This is a genomic window from Nocardia sp. NPDC059691, assembly GCF_042733915.1.
Taxonomy (GTDB): Bacteria; Actinomycetota; Actinomycetes; order Mycobacteriales; family Mycobacteriaceae; genus Nocardia; species Nocardia sichangensis.
The window spans coordinates 262921-275106 of record NZ_JBHWFB010000003.1; the positions used below are offsets into that span (position 1 = coordinate 262921).

Genomic DNA, 12186 nt, shown 5'->3' on the forward strand with positions numbered 1-12186 from the left:
CGGAGATGTCGTGCGCAGCGTGGAGCGACACGATCCGGCACACGGGGGTGCCGTCGTGCGTGGGTAGAATTCGTGCCGACGAAGGGGTAACAGGTGAAGGATCTGGTCGACACCACGGAGATGTATCTCCGTACCATCTACGACCTCGAGGAGGAGGGCGTGGTGCCCCTGCGCGCCCGGATCGCCGAGCGCCTCGAACAGAGTGGTCCCACCGTGAGCCAGACCGTCGCGCGCATGGAACGGGACGGTTTGCTGCTGGTCGCCGGAGACCGTCATCTGGAATTGACCGAGAAGGGGCGCAGCATGGCCGTCGCGGTCATGCGCAAGCACCGGCTGGCCGAACGGCTGCTGGTCGACATCATCGGCCTGGACTGGCAGAACGTGCACGCGGAGGCCTGTCGCTGGGAGCACGTGATGAGCGAGGACGTCGAGCGCCGTTTGGTCGAGGTGCTCAACCACCCCACCACCTCCCCGTACGGCAACCCCATTCCCGGCCTGGACGAACTGGGCATCATTCCGCCCGTCGCCGCCGACGAGACGCTGCTGCGCCTGTCGGATCTGCCGAACGGCCAGCAGCACGCCGTCGTCGTGCGCAGGCTCGCCGAGCACATCCAGACCGACCCCGAAGTCATCGGCCGACTGCGGGAGGCGGGCGTGGTGCCCGACGCCCGCGTCACGGTGGAGACGAGGCAGGGTTCGGTGATCATCACCGTGCCGGGCCACGACGGCTTCGAACTGCCCGACGAGATGGCGCACGCCGTCCAGGTGAAGCTGGCCTGACACGTGAGACTTCTCGTCACGGGTGGCGCGGGTTACGTCGGCGGCGTCTGCGCCCAAGTTCTGCTGGAAGCCGGCCACGAGGTGATCGTGGTCGATGATCTGTCCACCGGCAATGCCGAGGGCGTGCCCTCCGCCGCCCGGTTCGTCCAGGGTGACGTGGCGGTCGCCGCGCCGGAGCTGCTGGCCGCCGAACCCTTCGACGCTGTTCTGCATTTCGCGGCCCAGTCGCTGGTCGGCGAGTCGGTGCAGCAGCCGGAGAAGTACTGGCACGGCAACGTCGTGAAGACGTTCGAGCTGCTGGAGGCGATGCGGCGCACGGGAACGCCGCGTCTGGTCTTCTCCTCCACCGCCGCGGTCTACGGGGAACCGGAGCGGGTGCCGATCACCGAGGATGCCCCGACCCGCCCGACCAATCCGTACGGCGCGTCGAAGCTGGCCATCGACCATGCCATCACCTCCTACGCGATCGCGCACGGGCTGGCGGCGACCAGCCTGCGGTACTTCAACGTCGCAGGCGCCTATGGCGGACTGGGCGAGAACCGAGTGGTGGAAACGCATCTCATCCCGCTGGTCCTGCAAGTCGCGGCCGGGCACCGCAAGGCGATCTCGGTCTTCGGCACCGATTGGCCCACCCCCGACGGGACCGCGGTCCGCGACTACATCCACATCCGCGACCTCGCTCAGGCCCATCTGCTGGCCTTGACGACCGCCGAGCCGGGCACCCACCGGATCTACAACCTCGGCAGTGGCACCGGATTCTCCGTTCGCGAGGTGATCTCGGCCTGCGAGCGCGTCACCGGCCTGCCGATCGCCGCGCAGGACGCGCCCCGTCGTCCCGGCGACCCGGCGACGCTCATCGCGTCCAGCGAACGCGCCATCACCGAGCTGGGCTGGCGTCCCGAGCACAACGATCTCGACGAAATCGTCACCGACGCTTGGGCTTTCCTGCGATCGCTCGGCTCCCGCGCGCACAGCGCGCGATAATCCGCCACCTGCGGTCCGAGTCGACCCCGCACCGACTCGGGCCGCGGCGCCGACGCAACTGGCCCGGAGCCGACTTCGCCGCGACGACACCTGCACGGACGAAGCACGGTGTTCCGCCGAATCGTCACGGTGATCCGGCGCGGGCAGCATCGCGAACTCGTTGTCACCGATCCGCATATCCGGCTTCACGGCGCCGGTTCCCCCAGGTCGACACCGAGACCAGCGGCGGTCCGGTAGCCGCTGCGCGCGAGGCGACGCAACTGTTCCGGGCGCATGCCCAGGCGCAGCGAGGTGTCGAGCAGCATCGCCATCGGATGCCCCGGATCCGCCTCCAGCGCGGCTTCCAGCGCGATGCCCGCCAGTGGTCCGTCACCACGGACGTAGGCGCTGTAGCCGAGCAGTGCGGCGGCCTCGGCACGATCCGCGCCGGTCAGCGCGCGGGTCAGCGCGATCCACACCGCCTCCGCCGCGGCGGCGTGGTCGCCAACGGCCAGTGCGAACATCGTGTCCCGCACCGCCCGATCGCGCAGGGCCGCGGTGATCTTCGCGAGTTCGGGCGCCATCAGCGCCGCGCCCGAGGCGGTGTTGGCGATCTGCCACAGCACATGGTCCAGCGCTTGCCTGCTGTATCCGATCGGATCGCCGCGACGCGCGGCCCGGGCGTAGCGTTCGCCCGCACGCGCGAGCGCGTCCGGCAGGTGCGCCGCCATCTCGGCACATGCGAGCGGATCGGGCGCGACCAGACCGGTGAGTTCGGAACGGGAACCGCGGATCGGCCTGCCTTCCAGCACGTGGGTCAGCGTCACCAGAGAGGCCGCAGGATCACGGAGCACTCCGCGCCGCCGTGGTCCCGTCAAGGTCCACCACCGCTGCCCGGCGGCGATCGCAGGCACGGCCCACACTCCGGCCAGCGAGATGTCACACGCTGCCAGCCGCCTGCCGAGCGAGCCGACCAGCGCGTCGAATCGTCCGGCCGCGCATCTCGACCGGTCGGCGCTCGGCTCCACGGCGCGTTCGTCGACGACGACGGCCATGACCTCGGCCGCCTGGTCGTGCGCGCAGATCCGCGCGACCGCGGCAGCCAGCGTCGCACCCCGCACGCTGCGGCCACCGGGCGAATCCAGGTCGAAGCGCACCACCGCGTCGACCGTCGCACCGCCGGGCGTCCCGTGCCGCAGGACGAGCACGACCACCGACCGTTCCGGGGTGAATCCGAGCATCGCGGGCACCGCGGCAATCAACTCCGCCGGATCATCCACGCACACAACATGTTCCGGAGCACCATGGAACTGCGGAGGATCTTCGCCGCATCGAGCGTGCCGAGATCGACCACCGGGAGTCCACGCGTCTGTTCCGTCCTCCGCCGCGCGCGAATGCGAGTGCGGCGCGGCGATCGCTGCGGGAACGGCGCGTGGCGCGGTGTCGGAGCGAGCGCCGCACCTCGATGGATGGTTGCGGCCGGAATCCGGCCGTGATTCGTCGTCCATGCCTGCATGTCCGGCATCGACCGGTTCGGGGGCTCGAAACGGGTTCGCGGAAGTGGTCATGCTTCGACCATGCGGCTCGGTGGACTCCGGTCTTCGACGCCGACCTGGCGATTCCGCCGCCCTGGGGAATCCGCTTCGCGCTGTGCACGACTCGGCCGACACGACGGCGGTATCGCGATTCGTGTCGGAGGCGCCTGCTACCGTGCCGCCCGCGCTACCTCCCGCGCACTTTGCGCACCGCCGTGGCGAACAGCGCATCCAGCGCGGGGGTATCCGGTTCGCCCTCGGCGAACGACATGTAGGTCACCGAGATTCGCACGTCCCCCACTTGCGCGACGTGCGTGCGCATGGTTTGGGTCAGCCGGGCGCCTCCCGACTCCGGCCGAACTGTCCTCCGCAGCGAGAGGGTGTCGTCGGCGTCGATCGGCGGCGGCGAGTCCAACTCGGACGTCACGGTGGTGGCGGCGCCCGCTCGGTTGACCCGCACCGATCGGCACTGCTCCAGCCGGGCGCGCAGGGCGGCCAGCGGCTCGCCGCTGCGGGTCAATTCGACGGTCAGCGTCGCGCGGGTCGCGTCGTCCGTGCCGACCGCCATCGCGGTGCGATCGGGCCCGAAGTCCTGATTCGGCGGCACGCACCGGCTGGGCTGGACGTTCGCACCGCGGCCCATGCCGTCCAGGTCGCCCGCCGCCTGAGCCACGGCGTCCTGGGGCAGCACCACCGCCGCGTACGGCGGTGGAAACTGGCTCGGATCCGGTAGCAATGTCGGCAGTTCCGCGCTGACGTGCCGGGTCACCGCGGTCGGCGCCGACGAGACCGGGCGCCCCGGTACCGTCGACCCGCATCCTGCGAGCAGCACCGCGCAGACGACGGGCGCCACCCGGCCCAGCCGCATGCGCCTCGAATCCGCCACGGTCACATCCCCACTGTGCCAAACTCCTCGTGTCCGGTCGGCGATGCCACGCCGCCGGGCCGGGAATGCGCGGCCCACCGATGCTGTTGGCTCGGAGTACGGGTCGGTGTCCGGCCGTGCGCGGCGACCGCCACGGCATGGGGGACAATGGACAGTGGTCCCCGGTTCGGACGACTGCTCGTCTCCGCACCACCAGGAGTGGCGAACGATCGGGCAGGCAACCACACTGGCGCGTGAGGCACGCGTCCGGGCCGCAGGAGCCGCGCAGGAAGGAGTACGCGATGGACTACGAGTCGCGAATGTACGAACTGGAGTTCCCCGCTCCGCAGCTGTCGTCCGCCGACGGCGCGGGCCCGGTCCTGGTGCACGGACTGGAAGGCTTCACCGACGCCGGGCACGCGGTGCGGTTGGCGACCACGCACCTGCGCGAAAGCCTCGAAAGCGAACTGGTCGCCTCGTTCGACGTGGACGAGCTGCTGGACTACCGGTCGCGGCGCCCGCTCATGACGTTCAAGACCGATCATTTCTCCGATTACGCCGAGCCGGAACTCAACCTCTGGGCATTGCGCGACACCGCGGGGACCCCGTTCCTGTTGCTCGCGGGTCTGGAGCCGGACCTACGCTGGGAGAAGTTCACCACCGCGGTGCGGCTGCTCGCCGACCAGCTGGGCGTGCGGCGCAGCATCGGCCTGAGCGCCATCCCGATGGCGATTCCGCACACTCGCCCGCTGGGCGTGACCGCGCACTCCTCCAACCGCGACCTGATCTCCGAGCACCAGCGGTGGCCGGGCGAGCTGCAGGTTCCTGGCAGCGCGTCGTCGCTGCTGGAATTCCGCATGGCGCAGCACGGTCACGAGTCGGTCGGCTTCTCGGTCCACGTGCCGCACTACCTGGCACAGACCGCCTACCCGGAGGCCGCGCAGACGCTGCTGGAGAACGTCGCCGACAACGCGGGCCTGGAGTTCCCGCTGGCCGCGCTCGGCGAGGCCGCCGCCCGGGTACGCGAACAGGTCAACGAGCACATCGCGGGCAATGCCGAGGTGGAGACCGTCGTGCACGCGCTGGAGCGGCAGTACGACAGCTTCGTCACCGCGCAGGAACGCCAGTCGAGCCTGCTGGTCGGTGACGGCGAGTTGCCCAGCGGCGACGAGTTGGGCGCCGAATTCGAGCGATTTCTCGCCGAGCAAGGCCGTTACACCGGCGACGACGAGGGCGAACAGGACTGATCCGCCCGGCCGCCTGGTCCCGATCGCCCCTGCAAACGTGCTCACGGGCGAGGCCGTAGGGTTGTCGGAGTGGATCTGACCGAACTGCTCGACATCCCGGGGACCGACGCCGACGCGCTCTACGAGTCGTTCGGCATCTGGGCCGCCGAGCAGGGCACCCCGCTCTACCCCGCGCAGGACGAGGCGCTGCTCGAGCTGGCATCCGGATCCAACGTCATCCTCGCCACCCCAACCGGTTCCGGGAAGTCACTCGTCGCGGTCGGCGCGCATATGTTCGCCCTCACCCAGGGCCTGCGCACGTATTACACCGCTCCGATCAAGGCGCTGGTGAGCGAGAAATTCTTCGCCCTGTGCGAGGTATTCGGCGCCGAACGCGTCGGCATGGTCACCGGCGACGCCGCGGTGAATCCGGACGCGCCGATCATCTGCGCGACCGCGGAGATCCTGGCCAATCTGGCGCTGCGCGAAGGCGCGGACGCCGCCGTCGGCCAAGTGGTGATGGACGAATTCCACTTCTACGCCGACCCCGATCGGGGGTGGGCCTGGCAGGTCCCGCTGCTGGAACTTCCCCGCGCCCAGTTCCTGCTCATGTCGGCCACCCTCGGGGAGGTCGATTTTTTCGCCCGTGACCTGGAGCGCCGGACCGGCCGCTCCACCGCGATCGTCGCGGGCACCGAGCGCCCCGTGCCGCTGAGCTTCTCCTATGCCCGCACCCCGATCACCGAGACGCTCGAAGAGCTGGTCACCACCCACCAGGCTCCGGTGTACGTCGTGCACTTCACGCAGGCCGCCGCGCTCGAACGTGCGCAGGCGCTGACGAGTGTGAATTTCGCGACGCGCGCCGAGAAGGACGCGATCGCCGACGCGCTGGGCGAATTCCGGTTCGCCGCCGGATTCGGCAAGACGCTGTCGCGGCTGATCCGGCACGGCATCGGCGTACATCACGCGGGCATGCTGCCGAAGTACCGGCGACTGGTGGAGCGCCTGGCCCAGGACGGCCTGCTGAAGGTGGTCTGCGGCACCGACACCCTCGGCGTCGGCATCAACGTGCCCATCCGCACGGTGCTGCTCACCGGGCTGACCAAATTCGACGGCGTGCGCACACGCAGGCTCAAGGCGCGGGAGTTCCACCAGATCGCGGGCCGCGCGGGCCGGGCGGGTTACGACACCATGGGCACCGTCGTCGTGCAGGCTCCGGAGCACGAGGTGGAGAACACTCGGCTGCTGGCCAAGGCGGGCGACGATCCCAAAAAGCAGCGCAAGGTGCAGCGGCGCAAACCGCCGGAGGGCTTCGTCTCCTGGAGTGAGGAGACCTTCGACCGCTTGGTCGCCGCGCAGCCGGAGCCGATGGTGTCGCGTTTCACGGTCACCAACGCCATGCTGCTGAATGTGATCGCCAGGCCGGGCAACTGCTTCACCGCCATGCGCCATCTGCTCGAAGACAACCACGAGCCGCGACCCGCCCAGCGCAGGCACATTCTGCGCGCCATCCGGCTGTATCGGGCGCTGCGCGACGCCGGGGTGGTGCAGCAACTGCCCGAACCCGACGCGCAGGGCCGCCGCGCCCGCCTGACCGTCGACCTGCAGCGTGACTTCGCCCTCGACCAGCCGCTGTCGCCGTTCGCGCTGGCCGCGCTGGAGTTGCTGGACAAACAGTCCCCGAGTTATACCCTCGACGTGGTGTCGCTCATCGAATCCACGTTGGAGGATCCGCGCCAGTTGCTCATGGCCCAGCAGCACAAGGCGCGCGGCGAGGCCATCGCGGAGATGAAGGCCGACGGCATCGACTACGACGAGCGGATGGAACTGCTCGAAGAGGTGACCTGGCCCAAGCCGCTGGCCGAACTGATCGAGCCGGCCTTCGAGACCTACCGCGCCGGACACCCGTGGGTGTCGGAGTTCGCGCCGGCGCCGAAGTCGGTGGTGCGCGACATGATCGAGCGCGCCATGACCTTCGCCGAACTGATCTCCTTCTACGAGCTGGCCCGATCCGAGGGCGTGGTGCTGCGCTACCTCGCCGACGCCTATCGCGCGCTGCGGCGCACCGTGCCGGAGTCGGCGCGCACCGAAGAACTCGACGACATCACCGAGTGGCTCGGAGAGCTTGTGCGGCAAGTCGATTCGAGCCTGCTCGACGAATGGGAGCAACTGACCAACCCGGGCGCGGAGACCGACGCCGACCAGATCGCGTTCGGCGCCGAAACCGTGCGCCCGATCTCCGCCAACGAACGCGCGTTCCGGGTGATGGTCCGCAACGCGATGTTCCGCCGGGTCGAACTGGCCGCGCTGCGACGCTGGGACGAGCTGGCGGCACTCGGTCCCGGCCCGGACTGGGCCGAGGCACTCGCGGACTACTACGCGGAATACGAGCGCATCGGCACCGGACCCGACGCCAGGGGACCGCAACTGTTCCAAGTGGAACGAAGACCCGGATTCTGGCATGTGCGGCAGGTGCTGGAGGACCCGGCGGGCGACCACGGCTGGTCGATCGACGCGGTGGTCGATCTGGCCGAGTCCGACGCCGCGGGCGAGGTCGTCTTCGACGACGTCACCGTGTCCGCCGGCTGAGCCCGCATCGCCTACCGGCCACCTGTTCCCGCAGGTCAGCAGCTCCGTCGCGGCCTGATGACAGGGTTGCGCCACCATGGGGCGAATCCAGGTTTGGACGGATTCGTTACTGGGTAGGGGCCGCTGATACTCTCTCCCCCGCTGCCGAAGCGAAAGATCAACTATGCCCGAATCGCCGTACCTTGTCATCCATCCCGAGCGTGTCCGCCGGAATTACCGCGCGCTCGACGCCGCCCTGTCCGCGGGCACGGGCGCCGCGACGAGGATCCGTTTCGCCGTGAAGGCGAGCCCGGTGCCGGAGATCGTGCGCCTGCTGGACGAGGAAGGCGCGGAATTCGACGTAGCCAGCATCGGCGAGATCGACCTCTGCCTCGGGCTCGGTGTGGCTCCGGAGCGGCTGTGCTACGGCAACCCGATCAAGAAGGCCGCGCACATCGCCCGCGCCTACGCCCTCGGGGTGCGCCGCTTCGCCTTCGACACCGAGGACGATCTGCTGCGCATCGCCGAGCACGCGCCCGGCTCCGAGGTGGAGTGCCGCTTCCTCGCCTCGGCGCCGGAGTCGCGCACCCCGTTCGGCACGAAGTTCGGCTGCAGCCCCGGCGAGGCGTTCCGGCTGCTGGTCCGGGCCAGGGATCTCGGGCTGGTCGTCGCCGGACCCTACTTCCACGTCGGCTCTCAGCAACTGGATCCCACCGCGTGGCGGATCGGCATCGAGCAGGCGGGCCGGATCGCCGAGGCATTGGCCGACAAGGATATCGCGGTCGGCTCGGTGAACATCGGCGGCGGGCTGCCGATCTCCTACGCCGACCCGGCGCCCGCGCTGGGCGAGATCGCCGCGGTGGTGAACCACGCGGCGGCCGAATTCCTTTCCGGGAATACCGGATTGGTCGTCGAACCGGGCCGGGCACTGGTCGGTTCGGCGGGCACGATTCACGCCGAGGTCGTCGGCGTCCGCACCGCGCCGGACGGTCGGCGCTGGGTGTATCTCGACATCGGTCGCTACAACGGCATGGCCGAGACCGAGAACGAGTACATCGCCTACCGGTTCGTCACCGATCGCGACGGCGACCCCGTCGACGAGGCGGTGGTGGCCGGTCCGACCTGCGACGGCGACGATGTACTGTATCAACGCACGCGAGTCCTCCTACCGACCACGTTGCGAGCCGGTGATCGCGTTCGAATCCTCGACACCGGTGCCTATACCGCGAGCTATTCGTCGGTGTCCTTCAATGGTTTTCCGCCCTTGACCGTTCATGTCTCGGGCGCTGAGCGAGAGTGAGTTTGCCCATGACGGCGGAATTCACCGGTTGGCATGTGCTGGCCGAGTTCGGTGGTGTCGACGCAGCCCTCTGCGACGATCTCGAACGACTCGAATCGGCGTTGCGTGAGTCTCTGATCGCGGCGGGCGTCACCATCTGCGATGTCGTACACAAGAAGTTCGAACCGCAGGGGGTGACCGTCCTCGCGCTGTTGTCGGAGTCCCACGCCTCGATTCACACCTATCCGGAGTCCGGCGACATCTTCGTCGACGTCTTCACTTGCGGCAGCATCGGCGCGGGCGCGTCGAAGGCGGTCGAGCTACTGCGGGACGCGTTGGCGCCCAAGGATGTTCGGATGCAGGTCATCCGCAGGGGACACGGCAGTCAGCGGATCGAGGAGCCGGTGGGCGCGGGCCTGACCCGCATCTGGGACCTGCACGACGTGATCGTCGACACCCACACCCCGTTCCAGCACATGATCATCGCGCGGACCGAGCAGGGCATCAGCCTGTTCTCCGACGACGACCGCCAGTCCACCGAGTTCTCCCAGGTCACCTACCACGAGGCGATGATGGTCCCCGCCTTCGTGCTGGCCGAGAAGCTGGACAAGGTGCTGATCATCGGCTCCGGGGAAGGCGTCGCCAGCCAGATGTCGGTCGCCGCGGGCGCCACTCTGGTCGACCACGTCGACATCGACCAGCTCGAGGTCGAGCTGTGCGCCGAGCACCTGCCCTACGGCTACACCAGGGATGAACTGGCCGCCGCGGTCAAGGGTGAGGGGCCGATCAAGGTCCATTACGCCGATGGCTGGGATTTTCTGGCCGAGGCCGAGCGGGCGGGCACCCGGTACGACGTCATCGTGATCGACCTGCCGGACGAGCGCGTCGAGGACGCGCAGCACAACCGCCTCTACGAGGCGGAGTTCCTGTCCCGATGTCGTGCGCTGCTCGCGCCCGGCGGTGTGCTGTGCGCCCAAGCGGGCTGCGCGACGATGTGGCGCAACGAGACCCTGAAGCGGTCCTGGCAGCGTTTCCACGAGCAGTTCGGCACCGTGGTGCACTACGGCAGCGACGAACACGAGTGGTCGTTCCTGTTCGGCCTGGCCGAGGAGATCGACGACCCGGTCGGCGGGATGACCGATCGCCTGGCGCTGCTGCCCTACAAGCCCGAGACCATCGACGCCAGGGCGCTGGAGCGCGGCGCGATCGAACCGCACGCCCTGCGGGTCTAGGCAACGGCGCTCGAATGCGCCGGTTCCGGATCCGGAGCCGGCGCATTCGGCGTTTCGTGTCCGATCAGAGCCGCGCCGGGTCGACGGGCGGCTGGTCCCGGTTGGTTCAGGAGCGCTGCTGCGCGCGCCACTGCTCGACGTCGACTCCGCCGACGCCCCAGTTCGACAGCGCGACCTCGTCGATCACGACATAGGTGCTCGCGGGCGATTTGCCGAGCACGTCCTGCAGCAGATCGGTGACACCCTTGATCAGCCGCGCCTTCTGCTCGCGGGTCACGCCTTCGTCGGTGACTTTGATGTTCACATAAGGCATTTCAGGCCGCCCTTCCAGAGATGAACCCGCCGTCGACGGGGAGGATGTGTCCGGTGGTGAAGGCCGCGTCGGCGAGATACAAGACCGCGGCCGTCGTTTCGGCGACTTCGCCGATGCGGTTCAACAGCGCGAGTCTGCCCGAAGCAGGCTCGTCGCCGTCGCCGAACAGCGGTGTGCGAATGATGCCGGGGGCGACAGCGTTGACCCGGATGCCCTCGGCGGCGAGTTCGGCGGCGAGGCTGGTGGTCAACGCGTGTATGCCGCCCTTGCTGACCAAAGCCGCGGTGGCGGGCAACCCGGCGAGGGCGTGATCGATCAGCACGGTGCCGATGTTCACGATGCTGCCGCCCCTGGCTTGCGTCAGGAACTGCCGCACCACGGCCTGCGTCGTGAAGTAGGTGCCTTTGAGGTTGCCGTTCAGATAGACGTCCAGGTCTTGCTCGGTCACCTCGACAAACGGCTTGGCTCCGAAGATGCCCGCGTTGTTGACCAGCACGTCCACGCCACCGAATCGCTCCACCGCGACGCGCACCAGGGTCGCCGCGGTCGTGGCGGCGCCGATATCGCCCGGCACCGTAGCCACCCGCTCCGGCGCACCGATTTCGGCGGCCACCCGGGTCAGCTTTTCCGCGTCTCGGCCGTTGAGCACGACGTTGTCGCCGCGTTCCACGAACGCCCGTGCGATATCGCGACCGATTCCGCTCGAGGAACCGGTCACGATGACGGTCTTCACCATGGTGATCCTTTCTTATATACGACCGGTCGTCTCGGAACGGGTAGCCGAAGACGACGGACAGGCGCTGCCCCTGGAATCAGGGCAGGAAGTAATCGCCCAGCAGGCGATCGAGGCACTTGTGCAGCGGCGCGAGGGTGCGCTCCATCTTCATCCTGATGACCGCCCCTTCCCAGGATTCGAGCAGGAGATCGGCCAGTTCGACCGCCTCGATGTCGGCGCGGATCATGCCGAGGCGCTGCGCCTGCGCGAGTTGCTCGGCGACGCGATCGCGCCACGCGCGCCAAGCCACCGACAGCGATTCCCGCAACAACTCACTGCCTTCCAGCTCGCCCCCGAGATTCGCGATGAGGCACCCGCCGGTGAAATCCGCCGCGACGAAATCGTCCATCAGCCGTCCGAAGAACGCCCGCAAGCCGCTCACCGGGTCCGGCTCCGCGCCGAACGCCTCGGTCAGATTGCGCTGTACGCAGACCGAATGGTGCTCGATGATCGCGCGACCGAAGCTCTCCTTGCTGTCGAAGTAGTTGTAGAACGAGCCCTTCGGCACACCGACCTTGTCCAGGATCTGTTTGATCCCCGTGCCGTGGTAACCGTTGGTCAGAAACCCCGCGGCGCCCTCTTCGACGAGAAGACGCCGGGTGTCCTGGCTGCGTCGCGGTCGTGCCATGCGCTGAATATACGACCGGTCG

Annotated in this window: 11 protein-coding genes; 6 read left to right on the plus strand and 5 right to left on the minus strand. The window is 68.7% G+C overall.

Annotated elements, in window-relative coordinates; all coding sequences use genetic code 11:
• Window positions 1-93: 93 nt before the first annotated feature.
• Together ACFV2O_RS08375 and galE are read left to right on the plus strand one after the other, a co-directional pair.
• The gene (locus ACFV2O_RS08375) at window positions 94-780 is read left to right on the plus strand and encodes an iron dependent repressor, metal binding and dimerization domain protein (protein WP_379251182.1); all 687 of its coding nucleotides are present in this window, start codon (window positions 94-96) and stop codon (window positions 778-780) included.
• A gap of 3 nt (window positions 781-783) precedes the next feature.
• Window positions 784-1764 carry a UDP-glucose 4-epimerase GalE gene (gene galE, locus ACFV2O_RS08380; RefSeq protein WP_379251183.1) on the plus strand — a complete coding sequence of 327 codons (981 nt, stop codon included), beginning with the start codon at window positions 784-786 and terminating at the stop codon, window positions 1762-1764.
• Between the two features lie 185 nt (window positions 1765-1949).
• On the opposite strand, the gene ACFV2O_RS08385 is transcribed toward galE, so the two are convergent.
• Both ACFV2O_RS08385 and ACFV2O_RS08390 read right to left on the minus strand, forming a co-directional pair.
• On the minus strand, window positions 1950-3023 hold the full coding sequence (locus ACFV2O_RS08385; RefSeq protein WP_379251184.1) for a DUF4192 domain-containing protein: 1074 nt from the start codon (window positions 3021-3023) through the stop codon (window positions 1950-1952).
• A 442-nt stretch (window positions 3024-3465) separates the two neighbouring features.
• A complete protein-coding gene (locus ACFV2O_RS08390; protein ID WP_379251186.1) occupies window positions 3466-4164 on the minus strand; it encodes a sensor domain-containing protein in 699 nt (232 codons plus the stop codon).
• 281 nt (window positions 4165-4445) lie between these two features.
• Between ACFV2O_RS08390 and ACFV2O_RS08395 the strand changes: the two genes are divergently transcribed.
• From ACFV2O_RS08395 to speD, 4 genes are all read left to right on the plus strand, one after another.
• Window positions 4446-5390 carry a PAC2 family protein gene (locus ACFV2O_RS08395; RefSeq protein WP_355070327.1) on the plus strand — a complete coding sequence of 315 codons (945 nt, stop codon included), beginning with the start codon at window positions 4446-4448 and terminating at the stop codon, window positions 5388-5390.
• Between the two features lie 69 nt (window positions 5391-5459).
• Window positions 5460-7958, plus strand: coding sequence for a DEAD/DEAH box helicase (locus ACFV2O_RS08400; protein WP_379251188.1), 2499 nt, complete (start codon window positions 5460-5462; stop codon window positions 7956-7958).
• A 163-nt stretch (window positions 7959-8121) separates the two neighbouring features.
• Window positions 8122-9237 (plus strand): type III PLP-dependent enzyme, encoded by a 1116-nt coding sequence (locus ACFV2O_RS08405; RefSeq protein WP_379251190.1) that lies wholly within the window; start codon window positions 8122-8124, stop codon window positions 9235-9237.
• A gap of 8 nt (window positions 9238-9245) precedes the next feature.
• Window positions 9246-10448, plus strand: coding sequence for an adenosylmethionine decarboxylase (gene speD, locus ACFV2O_RS08410; protein WP_379251192.1), 1203 nt, complete (start codon window positions 9246-9248; stop codon window positions 10446-10448).
• A gap of 106 nt (window positions 10449-10554) precedes the next feature.
• Here speD and ACFV2O_RS08415 read toward each other — a convergent pair whose 3' ends face one another.
• The 3 genes from ACFV2O_RS08415 to ACFV2O_RS08425 form a co-directional block, all read right to left on the minus strand.
• Window positions 10555-10761, minus strand: a complete 207-nt coding sequence (locus ACFV2O_RS08415; RefSeq protein ID WP_355070321.1) for a 4-oxalocrotonate tautomerase family protein — start codon at window positions 10759-10761, stop codon at window positions 10555-10557.
• Between the two features lies 1 nt (window position 10762).
• Entirely contained in the window at window positions 10763-11497 is a 735-nt protein-coding gene (locus tag ACFV2O_RS08420; RefSeq protein ID WP_379251194.1) for an SDR family NAD(P)-dependent oxidoreductase, read from the minus strand.
• Window positions 11498-11573: 76 nt separating this feature from the next.
• Entirely contained in the window at window positions 11574-12164 is a 591-nt protein-coding gene (locus tag ACFV2O_RS08425; RefSeq protein ID WP_379251196.1) for a TetR family transcriptional regulator C-terminal domain-containing protein, read from the minus strand.
• Between the last annotated feature and the right edge of the window lie 22 nt (window positions 12165-12186).